Here is a 15,311-nt window from a genome sequence, read left to right as displayed (position 1 = left end):
TGGAACTTCGAGAAGTTCGTCGTCGACGCCGATGGCCATGTGACCACTCGCATCCGCCCGCGCACCGAGCCGACCGACCCCGTCGTGATCGAGGCCATCGAAGCGGTGCTCTGACCGGGTCGATTCCACGACCGGGCCAACTTCACGCCAGGTCAACCCAGAATCGGCAAACCGCGACCGGAGAGTGCAGGTTGCGGGTTGAACGGTAAGGTGAGAGCCGTCGAAAATCCGTCGGCGTCTCGTCGAGCGGATGTCACGTGAGAAGAGGAGCGCTAGCCGATGGCACGAGTGGTGGTCGACGTGATGCCCAAGGCCGAAATCCTCGATCCGCAGGGGCAGGCCATCGTCGGAGCCCTCGGTCGGCTCGGTGCGCGGGCGGATGCGAGTGGTCACATGGCCATCGGCGTCGACGACGAACTTCTCGAAGTTCCACTGCACGTCGCCTGCCTCTCCGCTGGCGTCTTCGGTCTTGGTGAGCTCGGCGTACAGCGGATGCCGGTCGTCGCCGTTGACATCGGTCTTCTCGAGCATCGGGAAGGTCACGCCGTAGGTGGTCGAGCAGAAGGTGGCGATCTCCTCGGCACTGCCCGGCTCCTGGCTCATGAACTGGTTGCAGGGCACGCCGACGACGGTCAGTCCGCGGTCTGCGTACTTCTCGGCGACCTCCTCGAGGCCCGCGTACTGCGGCGTGAGGCCGCACTTGCTCGCGACGTTGACCACGAGCAACGGCCCGGAGAAGTCCGCGAGGCTCAGCGCCGATCCGTCGAGCGCGGTGACCGGGATGTTCTTGATGTTGGTTTCCGACATGGATTCGAGCGTAGTCACGCAGGCCGACACACGGGCGTATGCCACAGATCACAGAGAGTGCGGATCGAGGTTACATCTCACATACATTTGCGTTGGTGAGATAGTTGCAGAGACGTTAGTGTTTTCCGGTGTCCGCTCCCGCTCCGCTCCAGAACGACGCCGCATGTGATGCGCTCAGCAGTTTTCTGGAGCGTCTCTCGTGTCTCGGCACAGCCGAGGCAATGGACACCCTCGCGGCGTCAGAGCTGACGTTCACGCAGTTCCGCGCCCTTTTCGTCGTGTCGATGCACGACGCACCGATGCCCGTCCACGAGATCGCCGAGTGCGTCGACCTCTCGATTGCGACCGCGGGTCGCAGCGTCGACAGGCTCGTGCAGGCGGGGTTGGTCGATCGTCGCGAGGATCCGGGCGATCGTCGGGTCAAGCTCGTGACGCTGACCGACCAGGGCCGCGAGACAGTCGAAAAACAGTTGGACATCAAGCGAGACCTCGTCGGACGATTCATCGATGGACTGCCCGATGAATTCCGGGCCGCGCTGACGTCTGCACTACGGAACATCGTCGACGCCGACGTCGACTACTTCACTCTCGACCGCGAGTCCTCGAGGACCCGCACTGCGACACCGTCCACCTCCGAACCGAAAGATCCCTCATGACGAGTTCATCCGCCGGGGCGCCAACGCACGCCCCGGACACCAAGCTCGATCGCCACGTGCTGGTCATCGCCGGCGTGGTCGTGCTCGGCGCGATCATGTCGATCCTCGACGTCACCGTGGTGTCGGTCGCGCAGAACACCTTCCAGAACGAGTTCAACACAGACGCCGCAGGTGCCGCGTGGACCATGACCGGCTACACGCTCGCGTTGGCCGCGGTGATCCCGTTATCGAGTTGGGCCGCAGCGCGTTTCGGCACCAAGAACGTCTACATGATGTCGTTGATCCTGTTCACCATCGGATCTGCGCTCTGTGCGCTGGCGTGGAACATCGGTTCGCTCGTGGCTTTCCGTGTCATCCAGGGCCTCGGCGGTGGTCTGCTGATGCCGATCGGCATGATGATCCTGACCAAGGCTGCCGGACCTGAGCGTGTCGGTTCGGTGATGGCTGTCCTCGGTATTCCGATGCTGCTCGGCCCCATCGCGGGTCCGATTCTCGGTGGCCTACTCATCGAGAAGGCCAGCTGGCACTGGGTGTTCCTCATCAACGTGCCGATCGGTGTTGTCGCGCTTGTCTATTCGTGGTTCGCGCTGGGCAACGACGACGAGAAGTCGAAGCCGAAGATCGACATCGTGGGCCTGTTGCTGTTGTCCCCTGGCCTCGCGTTGTTCCTCTACGGGATCTCGTCGAGTACCGAGGCGGGCACGTTCATCGACACCAAGGTCTTGACCACGTCGATCATCGGGCTGATCCTGATCATCGGATTCGTCTGGCACGCACTGCACACGAACCACCCGCTGCTCGATCTGCGTCTGTTCAAGAACAAGACACTCGCCATCGCCGTCATCACGATGACGTTCTTCATGATCGCCTTCTTCGGCGCGGCGCTGCTGTACCCGCAGTACTTCATCGGCATCCGCGGTGAAAGCACCCTCGCGGCAGGCTTGCTGTTGGCCCCGCAGGGTATCGGCGCGATGATCACCATGCCGGTGGCGGGCAAGATGACCGACAAGATCGGACCCGGCAAATTCGTGCTCGTCGGCATCGTTCTGATGGCCGTCGGCATGGGCACGTTCATGTTCCTCGGAGCCGACACCCCGTATTGGCTGCTGTGTGGCGCGCTGTTCGTCCAGGGTCTCGGCATGGGCATGACCATGATGCCGATCATGTCGGCCGCGCTGGCGACCCTGAGCAACAAGCAGGTTCCCGACGGTTCGACGCTGATGAACGTCGTCCAGCAGACGGCCTCGTCGATCGGTACCGCGGTGATCTCGGTGATCCTGGCGACCAACCTCAAGGCGCACGCGGAATCGCAACTGGCGATCGCGTCGAATGCCGCGCCGGAGAAGTACGACCTCCTGGTCAAGGCCGGGCAGGCCCCGCAGAACCCGCCGGGCCAGTGGTTCAGTTGGGCAGCCGAGGCGTTCGGTGCCACGTTCATCGTGGCGGTCGCGCTGATCGCGGTGACGATCATCCCGGCGTTCTTCCTGCCGCGCAAGAAGATCGCCTCGCCGCTCGTCGAAGAGGACGTGGATCGCGCACCGATCGTCATGCACTGACCGGAGAACCTTGATACAGGTTGCCCCTGGTTGCGATATCCGCAGCCAGGGGCAACCTTGCGTTGTGGGAACCGCTAGTCGGTCAGCGCACCGGTCTGCTGCAGGATCCACGCCAGCTCGAAAGCGACTTCCTCCCACTGCTTGTAGCGCCCGCTGACGCCACCGTGGCCCGCCGACATCTCCGTCTTGAGCAGGATCGGAGCACCTGAGGTGCTTAATGCCTGAAGCTTGGCAACCCATTTCGCGGCCTCGGTATACATCACCCGGGTGTCGTTGAGCGACGTCTCCGCCAGGATCGACGGGTACGGCTGCGCGGTAACGTTCTCGTAGGGTGAGTACGACTTCATGTACTCGTAGACCTCGGGATCGTGCAGCGGATCGCCCCACTCGTCCCACTCGATCACCGTCAGCGGTAACGACGGATCGAGGATCGAGTTCAGCGCGTCGACAAACGGTACCGACGCCAGGATGCCGTTGAACAACTCGGGCGCGAGATTCGCCACCGCACCCATCAACAGACCGCCGGCCGAGCCCCCCTCTGCCACCATCTGTTGCGGAGTCGTCCAACCCTTCTCGACCAGATACCGCGCCGAGTCGACGAAGTCGGTGAAGGTGTTCTTCTTGGTGAGCGTCTTGCCGTTCTCGTACCAGTGGCGCCCCATCTCGCCGCCGCCGCGCACGTGCGCGAGCACGAACACGACGCCGCGGTCGAGCATCGACAACCGCGACACGGAGAAGCCCGGGTCGAAACTGGCCTCGTACGAGCCGTAGCCGTAGAGCAACAACGGTGCGGGCGACGGACTCCCACTGTCGTCCACGCCGACGCCCTTGCGTCGGACGATCGACAGCGGGATCCGCGTTCCGTCTGCGGCCGTTGCCCATTCGCGCGACTGCTCGTACTCGTCGGGGTTGTAGCCGCCGAGCACCGGCTGCCGCTTGAGCAGCGTGCGTTCACCGGTTTCGACGTCGAGCTCGAACAGTTCGGCGGGCTCAATGAAGCTGCCGTACCCGAAACGCAGACGGGGCGTTGCCCATTCGCGATTGCCCGCAAGCCCCAGCGAGAACAGCTCCTGCGCGACTGCGACTTCGATGAAGTCCTCGGCCACCGGCATCCCGTCGATCCGACGGAGATCCGCGATCGAGACCCGCGGCAGCGCGTCGGCGCGATACGACAGGACGAGGTAGTCACGGAAGGCGTCGATGTCCTCGATGCGGACGCCGCGGCGGTGGCCGATGAATTCGGTTCGGGCAGAGGGGTCGTCGACGGGCGCGATATCGATCGCGAAGTCCTCGGCCTTCTCGCCGTCGCGAATGTCGTTGTGCACGATCAAGAAGTAGTCGCGACCGGAGATCTCGGCGTGCTCCACCGAGTATTCGACGCCCTCGACGCGTGGTGCGACACTGCGGAATTCACCCGTCGGATCGGCGGCGTCGAGCACGAAGCACTCGGACGTGATCTTCGATCCCGTCACGATCATCAGGTACTTGTCGCTGCGCGTGGAACCCATGCCAACCCAGTACCGCTCGTCGGGCTCGTGGAATACCTTGACGTCGTCGGTGCCCGCCCCGATGTCGTGGCGCCACACCGTATCCGGACGCCATGCGGCGTCGACCGTCTGATAGAACACGTGCTTGGCGTCGAGCGACCACGACGCCCCGCCCGCGGTGTCGGTGATGACGTCGGGAAGCAGGTCGCCGGTCTCGAGGTTCTTGAACCGCAACGTGTATCGCTCGTCACCGACGACGTCGGTGCTGTATGCGAGCCACTTGCCGTCGTGACTGATGGCTAGCGCCCCGAGGCTGAAGAACTCATGCCCCTCGGCTTCGACGTTGGCGTCGAGGAGAATCTCTTCGCCGGGCAGCGGGGCGTCGTCGGAGACCTCGGGTGGCGTCCAGTTGTCGACATCGACTATGGGACAACGACATTGGATGCCGTACTGCTTGCCCTCCTGCGTGCGGCCGTAGTACCAGTAGCCGCCGCGTCGGCCCGGCACCGACATGTCGGTTTCCTTGGTGCGCGACTTGATCTCGCCGAAGATGGTGGCGCGCAGGTCTGCGAGATGGGCCGTATTCGCCTCCGTGTAGGCGTTCTCGGCTTCGAGGAAGGCGATCACCTCGGCGTCGTCCTTGTCGCGCAGCCACTCGTACTCGTCGACGAAGGTGTCGCCGTGGTGGGTGCGCTCGGTACGAACCTTCTTCGCTACCGGCGGCACCGCCGTGTCGGATGCGATCGGGGTGGCAGCGTTGCCGGGTTGTGCGTCGGTCACAGGTCTCCTATGCGTGGTCGGGCCAGTCGTCGAACGACTTCTGCGAAATCAGTTCGTAGGCTTCGATATAACGTGCGCGGGTCCGCTCGACGACGTCGGCGGGCAAGCTGGGTGGTGGATTGTCGGACGATCGGTCCCAACCCGACGCCGCCGAGGTCAGCCAGTTGCGGACGATCTGCTTGTCGAAGCTGGGTTGTACATGTCCCGGCGTGTACGAGGTGGCGTCCCAGTACCGGGACGAGTCGGGGGTCAACACCTCGTCGGCAAGGACGAGCGAGCCGTCGGGGGTTTGCCCGAACTCGAACTTGGTGTCGGCAAGGATGATTCCGCGATCCGCGGCGAGATCGGCTCCCCTGCCGTAGATGTCGAGCGTCGCGGTACGGAGGGAGTCGGCGAGCTCGGCACCGACGACGTCTGCCGCCTGCTCGAACGTGATGTTCTCGTCGTGATCACCCTGCTCCGCCTTGGTCGCGGGAGTGAAGATCGGCTGCGGCAGTTTGTCGGCCTCGCGCAGACCCGACGGCAGTACGACGCCGCACACCGCGCCGGTCTTGTTGTAGTCGATGAGACCGGACCCGGTGAGATACCCGCGGGCGACACATTCGACGGGCACCATCGGCAGCTTGTGGACCACCATCGAACGACCGACGAGCTCGGCGGGTATGCGCTCGTCGTCGGGACCACCGGCAAGGTGGTTGGGCACGCCGAGCGCGTCGAACCAGAAGAAGCTCATCGCGGTGAGGATGCGGCCCTTGTCGGGTATCTCGGGTGAGAGCACGAAGTCGTACGCCGAGATGCGGTCGCTGGCGACCATGAGGAGGGTGTCGGAATCGATCTGATAGATCTCGCGCACCTTGCCCGAGGCCACAAAGGTGTACGAATCGAGAGCTGGACGCATGCTTCGACCTTAGATGCTGCGCCGGCGCGGAGACATGTTCGGGTTGGTGGCCGAGACCTCGGACCCCCGGCCCACTCTGTGGGACCGTAGGCACATGACCTCTCCCGCGATCACCATCACCTACTGCACGCAGTGCAACTGGCTGCTGCGCGCGAGCTGGATGGCGTCCGAGCTGCTGAGCACCTTCGGCACCGACCTCGGCTCGGTGACCCTGGTGCCCGGCACCGGCGGCATCTTCCGCATCGACGTCGACGGGACGCAGCTCTGGGAACGCAAGGCCGACGGCGGGTTCCCCGACGCCGCCGAACTCAAGCGCCGCCTGCGCGACACCGCGCTGCCCGACTGGCAACTCGGACACTCCGAAAAGAAGTGAGTGGTTTCGACAAGCTCAACCAGCGGCGGCACAGCTCAACCAGCGGCGGCACGACTCAACCAGCGGCGGCACAGCTCAACCAGCGGCGGCACAGCTCAACCAGCGGCGACACGGCTCAACCGGCTGGATGCGGCGCCTAGAGGATGGGTGCGGGCACGTAGTTGGCGGCCTCGGGGTTGTCGGCGATGAGCTTCTCGGCGGCGGCGATGACGTCGGCGACCTGGCGGCCTGCGGCTCCGACGAACGCCTCCTTGTCGTCGAGTAGCGCGTCGAGCTGGGCGCGGTCGAGGGGGATGCGGTCGTCGGCGGCGAGGCGATCGAGCAGGTCGGGCTCGCGACCTTCCTCCCGCATCGCAAGCGCAACCGCGACGGCGTTCTCCTTGATCGCCTCGTGCGCGGTCTCGCGCCCCACGCCCGCCCGCACCGACGCCATCAGCACCTTGGTGGTCGCGAGGAACGGCAGGTAACGGGCCAATTCCTTCTCGATGACCGCGGGGTATGCGCCGAACTCGGCGAGCACGGTCAGGAAGGTCTCCAGCATGCCGTCGATCGCGAAGAAGGCGTCCGGCAGCGCGACGCGTCGAACGACCGAGCAGAACACGTCGCCCTCGTTCCACTGCGCGCCGGCGAGTTCGGCAGCCATCGAGCCGTAGCCGCGCAGCACCACCTGCAGGCCGTTGACACGCTCACAGCTGCGCGTGTTCATCTTGTGCGGCATCGCCGACGACCCGACCTGGCCCGGCTGAAAGCCCTCGGTGACCAGCTCGTGGCCCGCCATCAGCCGGATCGTGTGCGCCAACGACGACGGCCCCGCACCCACCTGCACCAGGGCAGACACGACGTCGTGATCGAGCGAGCGCGGGTAGATCTGGCCGACAGATGTGAGCGATCGCGCGAATCCGAGATGCCCGGCGACACGCGATTCGAGTTCGGCGAGCTTCGACGCGTCGCCGCCCAACAGGTCGAGCATGTCCTGGCTGGTACCCATCGGCCCCTTGACGCCACGCAGCGGATAGCGGTCGATGGTTTCGTCGACGCGCTGCAACGCGATCATGAACTCGTCGGCAGCGGAGGCAAACCTCTTGCCCAACGTCGTGGCCTGCGCGGCGACGTTGTGACTGCGTCCGGCCATCACCGTCGAGCTGTACTGCGCAGCATGCTCGACGAGTCGTGCGAGCACCGTGATGCCGTGCGCGTACACGTGACGCAACGACTGCAGGACCTGCAACTGCTCGACGTTCTCGGTGAGGTCGCGGCTCGTCATGCCCTTGTGGATCTGCTCGTGCCCGGCGAGCGCGTTGAACTCTTCGATGCGCGCTTTCACGTCGTGGCGGGTGACGCGCTCACGCTCGGCGATCGACGCGAGGTCGATCTGGTCGATGACGGCCTCGTAGTCGGCGACCGCACCGGCGGGGACGTCGATCCCCAGATCCTGCTGCGCCTTCAGAACGGCCAGCCACAGGCGGCGTTCGAGCGCGATCTTGTTGGTCGCCGACCAGATCTCGGCGAGGTCGGCAGACGCATATCGACTGGCCAGAACATTGGTGATGGCAGGTTTCGACACGTCAACAGTCTAGTCGTGCGGTCGGCAGTCGCCCTCCACGGGCGTATGGCCGCGCACCGGCAACGGGCGCCGGCTCAGATCGCGATGCACGTCCCGCCGGAGCCGTAGCCCTGATGCACCCGTGCCAGCGTCAGCTTCGACCGCACATTCTTCTGTTTCGTGTAGAGGTATCTGTCGCCGATCCGCCGCGGAATCCACTTCACCGTGGCCTGTCCACCCGCGGGCTCGGCGCTCCCGATGAGCCGTGGCGTGTAGCCCTTCCTGCCCTCCCAGAACGTGACCGTCCCGCGCGAGTTCACCAGTCCCGTCAGCCAATACGTGCATCCGGTTCCGTAGACCACCGATGAGAACGGAACTCCCGGATCGGGCGCCTGGACCGGGTCGGCCGACGCCGCACCCTGCGCCGACAACGCTCCGACGAGTACGCCGACCGCGACGACGACGGTCGCCACAACCCGACCGATCACGCGGTGCCACGCTGCGGCAGTCTGCCGATCCGTCACTGTGAATCCTCCAATCGCGGGGCCAGTACGTCGACGACCTCACCGAGCGCATCGCGCGTCGCGTCGACCGGCGACGATCCATTACCGAGTGCACCGAGAACGGCCCCGTCTTCGATGGCGATGAGATTCTCGATGTGCGCCGCCCGCGCCAACCGTCCCGATCTGTCGAGCACGACGAGGTGTGTCGAGGCGAGCGTCGCACGTCGCGCGGCCACGACGTCGTAGAGCCGTGGGTATCTCGGTGTGAGCGCGATCATCTCGTAGCGGGCCGCCAGCTCGTCGTGCGGGGTGTCCTCGCCGACGAAGACATCGGCGAGGATCTCCGCGGTCGCGTGCCCTCCTCGACGACGCCGCGCAACCGCTTCGCCCCGATCGACGATCGCCTGTTCGTCGGCCCGCGAGACGAACGCCGCGGCCTCGGCCATCAGGTCTTCGAGTGAGCCGAAGTAGTACGTGGTCGACGCGAGTGGCAATTGCGCACGATCGGCAACTGCTCGGTGACGCACGGCGTCGAAGCCGCCTTCCAGCAACAACTCTCCGGCAGCCGCGATGAGACGCGACCGCCTGCGCTCTCCCTTGGGAGTAGTCGCCGCCGTCATGGCCCCCATGCTGCCAAGCGATCTCACTACGCGGTTGGCTTTCGCAAATCTCGACCTCGTGATCACACGCGTTGGCCACACATTGCGTATCAGGTGAAGTAGTGCCCATCGGCGAGGTCGCTGAGCAGACCCGGGAACTCCGGCTCCCAGCCGAGCAGTTCACGCGTCAGCGTCGACGACGTCGGATTGTCAACGCCGACGAAGCCTGCGAGATAACCGAATACGTCAGCAGCCCTGTCCGCGGGAACCGACACCACCGGGACGTCGAGTCCCCGCCCGATGGCCGCGGCGATCTCCCGGAACGGCACACCCTCATCGGCTACCGCGTGCAGCCGGGTGCCCGCCGGCGCGGATTCGAGCGCACGGCGATAGACACGCGCCGCGTCGCGGGTGTGCACCGCGGGCCACCGGTTGTGTCCGTCACCCAGGTATCCCGACGAGCCCGCGGTACGCGCGAATCCGATCAATCCGGGGACGAAGCCGTGGCGGTCGAGGTCGGAGTGCACGGTCGGAGGTAGCCGCACCACCGACGACCGCACATCGTCGTCGGCGAGTCCGATCACGAAGTTCTCGGAGTCGATCCGGTACCCCGAAGGAAACGCATCCTCCTCGGTGCCGGGGCGTCCGGTGATGCCGAAAGCGGCCAAGAGAAGTGTTCCGGATGTACCCACCAGGGGTTTGCCGGTGCCGCGCACGGCGTCGCCGATGGCCGTGAGAGCCGCGAGGTCGGAGTCTGCGGCGCCTGCCATGTCGCCGACCTGCATGAGGTCGTGACGGAAGGCGAGGTGGATGACACCGTCGGAGTCCGACGCGGCGGCACTCAAGACATCGAGGTCGTCGAGTCCACCACGGACGACCTCCGCCCCGCGGTCGGCCACCAGCGCGGCCGCGTCGTCAGAGCGAGCAAGTCCGACGACGCTGTGGCCTGCCGCAATGAGCTCAGGTATGAGTGCGGACCCGATATGTCCCGACGCACCGGTGAGAAAAACGCGCATGACAAGCCTCTTCGTTGTGATGACATGATCTGACATCACTCACGGTACGCCTGATGTCAGATTCTGTCATCGCGCTATCCTGGCCGGATGGGTCGATGGCCGAAAGGATCGCGGGAGCGGATGCAGACTGCCGCGATCGAGTTGTTCCTCGAGAAGGGTTTCGACGAGACCTCGGTCGCCGACATCACCGAGCGTGCCGACGTCACCGAGCGGACCTTCTATCGGCACTTCGGGGACAAACGCGAGGTGCTGTTCGACCGCGAGCGCACCCTCGAGCGGGCGACGGTCGAAGCGGTCTCCGATACTCCCGCGGGCGTTGGTCCGCTCGACGCCGCAGCCCACGCTCTCGCAGCGGCGAGCAGCCGGTTCTTCGTCGACAGGCTCGACCACGCTCGAACCCGGCAGCGAATCATCGACGCGACTCCCGAGCTACACGAACGGGAACTACTCAAGATGACCGCGCTCGCAGACGCACTGACCGTGGCACTGGAAACCCGCGGCCACGGCCCCGTGCGCGCACGGCTGGCGTCCGACATGGCGATTGCGGCATTCACCGCGGCGTTCGACCGCTGGCTCGCAGACGGCAGCGATGCGGAACTCGGCACACTCGTCCTCGACACGGTCGGCGAGTTGCGAAGCGTGGCAGGCGAATCCACCGTTCAGCGGCCGTAACAGCGTTGCGCAGTGCACCGTCGAGTATGGTGGTCCACGATTACTTGGATACCCCCAGGGGTATAGTGAAAGGCATACCCAGCCACCCGAGGAGGCGCACATGGTCGGCGACGACGAAGCAATCACCGTCGTACTCAACAGATTGCGCCGTGCGCACGGGCAGCTCGCGGGCGTGATCTCGATGATCGAGCAGGGCCGCGACTGCAAGGACGTCGTCACGCAGCTCGCCGCGGTCTCGCGTGCACTCGATCGCGCCGGGTTCAAGATCGTCGCCACGGGCCTGCGTGAATGCCTCACGGGCGACGAGGCGACGACGGAACCCATGACCGAAGAGCAGCTCGAGAAGCTCTTCCTCGCCCTGGCCTGAGATCAGCAACACAGAAAGGAAGCGCCATGCAACTCGGCTACTCCACCACCCTCACCACCGACTTCGACGACGCCGTCGCCCGCACTCGCGAGGCACTGGGCGAGCAGGGATTCGGGGTGCTGACCGAGATCGACGTCACCGCGACGTTGAAGAAGAAGCTCGACGAAGACATCGAGCCGTACCTGATCCTCGGTGCGTGTAATCCCGGTCTCGCACATCGCGCGCTCGGCGTCGAACGGCAGATCGGTCTGCTGCTGCCGTGCAATGTGGTCGTCCGGGCAAATCCCGAGGTCACGGGCGAGGTGATCGTCGAAGCGATGAACCCCGACATCATGGTCGCGGTCGCCGATGCACCGGGGCTGCCCGACGTGGCCGCCGAGGCGTCGACGAAACTGAAGGCGGCGATCGCCGCAATCTAGCCGGTGCCCACTATCCTGTGAACTCGATGAGCACCGATCACCCGGCCACCGAGCGAACCTCGCGCGCCGACACCGCCTCCGACGCACCGTCGGCGCAGCCCAACCGCCGGGCTGTTCTCGCGTCCGCACTGGGCGTCTCAGCTATCGGAGCCCTGTCTGCGTTGTCGCTGTCGGCGTGCTCGCGGTCGGACGCGGTGACGGTCGACGAGCGTCGAGCGGCGGTCCCTCGTTCCGCCGACGACGAGCTGCCCGTCGAGACCTCGCCCGCGCCGATCGCCGAGGGCCCGAAGCTGATCACCGGGACTTTCGTCTCCGCCAAGATGGGTGGTCGGCCAACACGTTGGGCCGTCGCACGCCCCTCGGGTGTGACCGGCACGCTTCCCGTCGTGGTGGTCCTGCACGCGTTGAACACCAACGAGCAGTCGATCTTCACCAGCAAGCTCAGCATCCAGACCGTGCTGCAGGAGTACGTCGACGCGGGCAATGCGCCGTTCGCGATTGCCGCTGTCGACGGCGCGCGCAACTACTGGCACGCGCGCGTCGACGGAACCGATGGCGGCGCAATGGTTCTCGACGAGTTCATCCCGATGCTGGCGAGCAACCGCGAACTCGACCTCTCGACCGAGCGGCTCGGCCTCTTCGGGTGGTCGATGGGCGGTTACGGGGCGCTGCGCCTCGGAGCACTGCTCGGCGCACCTCGCGTGGCCGCGATCGCGGTGAGTTCGCCTGCGCTGTGGGCAGATCCGAACAATTTCCCTCAGCGCGCCTTCGACAGCTTCGACGACTATCAGCGCAACTCGCTGTTCGGCCAGCAGCGCGCGTTCGACAAGATCCCCCTACTGATCACCATCGGGTCGAGCGATCAGTTCTTCACCTACACCCGCCAGTGGGCGGCGGGGCTGCACCCACCCGCGGCATTCGGCACGGCGGCGGGCGGACACACAAATCGCTACTGGCGCAGCGTTCTTCCCGATCAGGTGGCATTCCTCGGGCGCGAACTGGCCCGTTAGAGCGACCGTGAGGTCAGATACTGATCTCACCGTCGAGCGCGGCCTTGCCGATGTCGGTGCGGTGATGCGAGCCCGGCAGCTTGATCGCGTCGATCCGCTCGTACGCCTGGGCGCGCGCCTCGGCGAGGTCGGCACCCACACCGAGCACTCCGAGTACCCGACCTCCCGACGACACCACGGCACCGGAGGCGTCGACTGCCGTGCCCGCGTGCAGCACGCCCTCGCCGCCTGCGCCGATGATCACGTCGCCCGTGCGCGGCTTACCCGGGTAGTTCTCCGCTGCGACCACCACGATGACCGCCGCGCCGTCCTCCCACTCCAGTGGGGGCAGATCGGCCAGGGTGCCGGTTGCCGTCGCGTTGAGTGCTTGTCCCAGAGGCGATTTCAGCAGTGCGAGTACCGCCTGCGTCTCGGGATCGCCGAAGCGACAATTGAATTCGACGACGGACGGTCCGTCCTTGCCGATCGCGAGTCCGGCGTACAGCAACCCGGAGAACGGCGTGCCGCGTCGAACCAGCTCTGCGGCAACAGGTTTGACCACATCGTCGACGATCTGCGCGGTCACCTCGTCGGGTAGCCACGGCAGCGGCGTGTAGGCACCCATGCCACCGGTGTTGGGTCCGGTGTCGTTGTCGCCGACGCGCTTGTGGTCCTGCGCGGGGATCAGCGGTACCACGGTCTCGCCGTCGACCAGGCAGAACAGCGAGACCTCTGGTCCGTCGAGGAAGCTCTCGAGCAGGACCGGGTGTCCGATCTCGAGGCATTCGGCCGCGTGACTACGTGCGGCCGCGCGGTCGGTGGTCACGACGACGCCCTTGCCCGCGGCCAAACCGTCGTCCTTGACCACCCAGGTCGGGCCGAAGCGATCAAGAGCGGCGTCGAGTTTGGCCGGGTTGTCGACGACCTCGCTGTGCGCGGTACGGACACCGGCCGCGGCCATGACGTCTTTGGCGAAGGCCTTCGATCCCTCGATCTGTGCCGCTTGTGCACCGGGGCCGAACGTCGCGAACCCGGCGTCGCGCAGCACGTCGGCCACACCGAGAACCAGCGGCACCTCGGGGCCGATGACAACGAGATCGGCGTCGAGCTGACGCGCGAGGGCCAGCACACCGTCGGCCGACACGACGTCGACGGCGTGATTGGTGGCGATCGACGCAGTCCCCGCGTTACCGGGCGCGACGTGCAGTTCGGTGACCGACGGATCGCGGGACAGGCCGAGGAGCAGGGCGTGTTCACGGCCGCCCGAGCCGATGACTAGTACGCGCACGCCCACGACTCTAGTGGTTGGAGTGCGCGCGAAGCAGCACAGGTGGGGCGGCGTCGACGCGGCGCAGCGACCTCACGACACCACGACGTCGAGTCCCATGTCGACGAGCGCTTGCGCGCGCCGCGGCACGCGGAACGCCTCGTCGACGATCACGATGAAGACCGGCGCCAACGCGACCACCACGACGGAGATCGTCAGCGAGACCCCGGCGAATGCCATCCACACCCCGGCGACGAGTAGCGCAACGGCTCCGACCGCACACAGCAGCGAGACCGGATCGAATTTCACCAGGTAGTCGTACATGCCGAGAACAGACAGACAGTAGATACCCAACGGCACCGCGACACATGCCACGACAGCACCCGCGCTGATCTTCGCCTCGTGCTCGGTCCAGAGTGCTGCCACCTCGAGGCCGGCTCCGGTTGCCGCGGCCGACATGAAGATCACGGTGTGTCCATAGCCCCACTGGAAGCATTTGCTCTGGTTGAGATGCAGCGCATCGCCGACCGGGACGGTGAAATAGATCCACCACATCGCGAAGATCATGACCATCGCAGAGAGACCGAAGACCGCCGACTCGGTCGTCCAGCCCTCCTCCTCGACCACCGCCTGCAAGATCGCCACGGTGCCGACGACACCTTCACCGAGGGTGACGATGGTCAGTGCCGAATAGCGCTCGGCGATGTGATGTGGATGCCACGGCGTCGACGTGAAGCGTGTCTCCGCCACGTACGGCCCGAGATATTCGACGAACGCGCACACCGCGATCGCGATGATCGTCGGCCACAGCGACAGATCGACGATCGCGACGATCACCCACAGGATCTGCGCGATGAGGATCATCAACGCATAGGTCAGGCAGGTCTTGCGGTATCGCGGACTCTGCGACGCCGCGCGCAGCCACTGGGTGACCAACCCCAGACGCATGACCACGTACCCAATCACGACGACGCGGATGTCGACGTGCTGGTTGTTGTCGATCGAGCTGAACACCGGCGCGACCCCCAACGCGAGGATCGCGACGCCGACCATCTGCACCAGCACCATGACGCGGAAGAACCAGTCGTCGGTGTCGAATGCGGAGGCGAACCAACTGAAGTTGATCCACGCCCAGATCGCGGCGAACGTGCAGAGGACGTATCCGAAGTAGGCGGTGCGCCAGTGACCTTCCGCGAGGTAGTGGGCCACCTGCGTACCCGCCACCGAGAAGATCACCACGAAAACGAGGTCGAAGAACAACTCGAGGTTGGTCGCCGAGCGTCGTTCCTCGTGCGGGTCCCGGCCCGTCATCCGACTCAGTCGATGTCCGATCGTCAATGCCACGATCAGAACCTTAAACGTCGAGGGGCGTCGACGTC

At 65.5% G+C, this 15,311-nt stretch carries 15 protein-coding genes and 3 pseudogenes; 9 read left to right on the top strand and 9 right to left on the bottom strand.

From position 1 onward, the window contains the following. Nucleotides 1-114: pseudogene (locus tag A5777_RS25325) on the top strand (glutathione peroxidase); the annotation flags it as partial. A 165-nt stretch (nt 115-279) separates the two neighbouring features. Further along, nucleotides 280-369: pseudogene (locus tag A5777_RS24070) on the top strand (phosphoribosylformylglycinamidine synthase subunit PurS); the annotation flags it as partial. Here A5777_RS24070 and A5777_RS07190 read toward each other — a convergent pair. After that, nucleotides 355-807, bottom strand: a pseudogene (locus A5777_RS07190) (glutathione peroxidase); the annotation flags it as partial. The pseudogenes A5777_RS24070 and A5777_RS07190 sit on opposite strands and share 15 nt — an antisense overlap. A 128-nt stretch (nt 808-935) precedes the next feature. On the opposite strand from A5777_RS07190, the gene A5777_RS07185 reads away from it, so the two are divergent. Together A5777_RS07185 and A5777_RS07180 are read left to right on the top strand one after the other, a co-directional pair. After that, nucleotides 936-1,463, top strand: coding sequence for a MarR family winged helix-turn-helix transcriptional regulator (locus A5777_RS07185; RefSeq protein ID WP_064862137.1), 528 nt, complete (start codon nt 936-938; stop codon nt 1,461-1,463). Further along, the gene (locus A5777_RS07180; protein WP_064862136.1) at nt 1,460-3,019 is read left to right on the top strand and encodes a DHA2 family efflux MFS transporter permease subunit; all 1,560 of its coding nucleotides are present in this window, start codon (nt 1,460-1,462) and stop codon (nt 3,017-3,019) included. Before A5777_RS07185 ends, A5777_RS07180 begins: the two co-directional genes overlap by 4 nt. Nucleotides 3,020-3,093: 74 nt before the next feature. Here A5777_RS07180 and A5777_RS07175 read toward each other — a convergent pair whose 3' ends face one another. Next, a complete protein-coding gene (locus A5777_RS07175) occupies nt 3,094-5,286 on the bottom strand; it encodes a S9 family peptidase (protein ID WP_064862135.1) in 2,193 nt (730 codons plus the stop codon). A 7-nt stretch (nt 5,287-5,293) separates the two neighbouring features. Beyond that, nucleotides 5,294-6,184 (bottom strand): phosphoribosylaminoimidazolesuccinocarboxamide synthase, encoded by an 891-nt coding sequence (locus A5777_RS07170; protein ID WP_064862134.1) that lies wholly within the window; start codon nt 6,182-6,184, stop codon nt 5,294-5,296. Between the two features lie 94 nt (nt 6,185-6,278). Here A5777_RS07170 and A5777_RS07165 point away from each other — a divergent pair, with 94 nt between their 5' ends. Then, on the top strand, nt 6,279-6,557 hold the full coding sequence (locus A5777_RS07165; protein WP_039856296.1) for a SelT/SelW/SelH family protein: 279 nt from the start codon (nt 6,279-6,281) through the stop codon (nt 6,555-6,557). A 136-nt stretch (nt 6,558-6,693) separates the two neighbouring features. On the opposite strand, the gene purB is transcribed toward A5777_RS07165, so the two are convergent. The 4 genes from purB to A5777_RS07145 form a co-directional block, all read right to left on the bottom strand. Further along, on the bottom strand, nt 6,694-8,121 hold the full coding sequence (gene purB, locus A5777_RS07160; protein ID WP_064862133.1) for an adenylosuccinate lyase: 1,428 nt from the start codon (nt 8,119-8,121) through the stop codon (nt 6,694-6,696). A 74-nt stretch (nt 8,122-8,195) separates the two neighbouring features. Then, on the bottom strand, nt 8,196-8,624 hold the full coding sequence (locus A5777_RS07155; RefSeq protein WP_231894981.1) for a hypothetical protein: 429 nt from the start codon (nt 8,622-8,624) through the stop codon (nt 8,196-8,198). After that, nucleotides 8,621-9,232, bottom strand: a complete 612-nt coding sequence (locus A5777_RS07150) for a TetR/AcrR family transcriptional regulator (RefSeq protein ID WP_005207434.1) — start codon at nt 9,230-9,232, stop codon at nt 8,621-8,623. The genes A5777_RS07155 and A5777_RS07150 overlap by 4 nt, the downstream gene beginning before the upstream one ends. A gap of 80 nt (nt 9,233-9,312) precedes the next feature. Further along, nucleotides 9,313-10,218 (bottom strand): SDR family oxidoreductase, encoded by a 906-nt coding sequence (locus A5777_RS07145; RefSeq protein ID WP_005207433.1) that lies wholly within the window; start codon nt 10,216-10,218, stop codon nt 9,313-9,315. Between the two features lie 120 nt (nt 10,219-10,338). Between A5777_RS07145 and A5777_RS07140 the strand changes: the two genes are divergently transcribed. The 4 genes from A5777_RS07140 (at nt 10,339) to A5777_RS07125 (ending at nt 12,686) form a co-directional block, all read left to right on the top strand. Further along, nucleotides 10,339-10,890 carry a TetR/AcrR family transcriptional regulator; helix-turn-helix transcriptional regulator gene (locus tag A5777_RS07140; RefSeq protein WP_231894980.1) on the top strand — a complete coding sequence of 184 codons (552 nt, stop codon included), beginning with the start codon at nt 10,339-10,341 and terminating at the stop codon, nt 10,888-10,890. 100 nt (nt 10,891-10,990) lie between these two features. After that, nucleotides 10,991-11,257, top strand: coding sequence for a metal-sensitive transcriptional regulator (locus A5777_RS07135; RefSeq protein ID WP_005207431.1), 267 nt, complete (start codon nt 10,991-10,993; stop codon nt 11,255-11,257). Between the two features lie 26 nt (nt 11,258-11,283). Further along, nucleotides 11,284-11,676, top strand: a complete 393-nt coding sequence (locus A5777_RS07130; protein WP_005207430.1) for a DUF302 domain-containing protein — start codon at nt 11,284-11,286, stop codon at nt 11,674-11,676. Nucleotides 11,677-11,702: 26 nt separating this feature from the next. Then, entirely contained in the window at nt 11,703-12,686 is a 984-nt protein-coding gene (locus A5777_RS07125) for an alpha/beta hydrolase (protein WP_064862139.1), read from the top strand. A gap of 13 nt (nt 12,687-12,699) precedes the next feature. On the opposite strand, the gene purD is transcribed toward A5777_RS07125, so the two are convergent. Both purD and A5777_RS07115 read right to left on the bottom strand, forming a co-directional pair. Next, nucleotides 12,700-13,953, bottom strand: a complete 1,254-nt coding sequence (gene purD / locus A5777_RS07120; protein ID WP_197502310.1) for a phosphoribosylamine--glycine ligase — start codon at nt 13,951-13,953, stop codon at nt 12,700-12,702. Between the two features lie 72 nt (nt 13,954-14,025). Further along, complete coding sequence (locus A5777_RS07115) at nt 14,026-15,243, bottom strand: low temperature requirement protein A (protein ID WP_064862138.1); 1,218 nt, start codon at nt 15,241-15,243, stop codon at nt 14,026-14,028. Nucleotides 15,244-15,311: the final 68 nt, after the last annotated feature.

Source organism: Gordonia sp. 852002-10350_SCH5691597, assembly GCF_001665715.1.
Taxonomy (GTDB): Bacteria; Actinomycetota; Actinomycetes; order Mycobacteriales; family Mycobacteriaceae; genus Gordonia; species Gordonia sputi.
This window is presented reverse-complemented; position numbering and strand designations above follow the sequence as displayed.

Excerpts from the sequence above, each read along its gene's own strand:
- A5777_RS07125 (WP_064862139.1), top strand. The coding sequence starts at position 11,703 with ATGAGCACCGATCACCCGGCCACCGAGCGAACCTCGCGCGCCGACACC.
- A5777_RS07170 (WP_064862134.1), bottom strand. The coding sequence starts at position 6,184 with ATGCGTCCAGCTCTCGATTCGTACACCTTTGTGGCCTCGGGCAAGGTG.
- A5777_RS07145 (WP_005207433.1), bottom strand. The coding sequence starts at position 10,218 with ATGCGCGTTTTTCTCACCGGTGCGTCGGGACATATCGGGTCCGCACTC.
- A5777_RS07180 (WP_064862136.1), top strand. The coding sequence starts at position 1,460 with ATGACGAGTTCATCCGCCGGGGCGCCAACGCACGCCCCGGACACCAAG.
- A5777_RS07115 (WP_064862138.1), bottom strand. The coding sequence starts at position 15,243 with ATGACGGGCCGGGACCCGCACGAGGAACGACGCTCGGCGACCAACCTC.
- A5777_RS07165 (WP_039856296.1), top strand. The coding sequence starts at position 6,279 with ATGACCTCTCCCGCGATCACCATCACCTACTGCACGCAGTGCAACTGG.
- A5777_RS07150 (WP_005207434.1), bottom strand. The coding sequence starts at position 9,232 with ATGGGGGCCATGACGGCGGCGACTACTCCCAAGGGAGAGCGCAGGCGG.
- A5777_RS07130 (WP_005207430.1), top strand. The coding sequence starts at position 11,284 with ATGCAACTCGGCTACTCCACCACCCTCACCACCGACTTCGACGACGCC.
- A5777_RS07140 (WP_231894980.1), top strand. The coding sequence starts at position 10,339 with ATGCAGACTGCCGCGATCGAGTTGTTCCTCGAGAAGGGTTTCGACGAG.
- A5777_RS07135 (WP_005207431.1), top strand. The coding sequence starts at position 10,991 with ATGGTCGGCGACGACGAAGCAATCACCGTCGTACTCAACAGATTGCGC.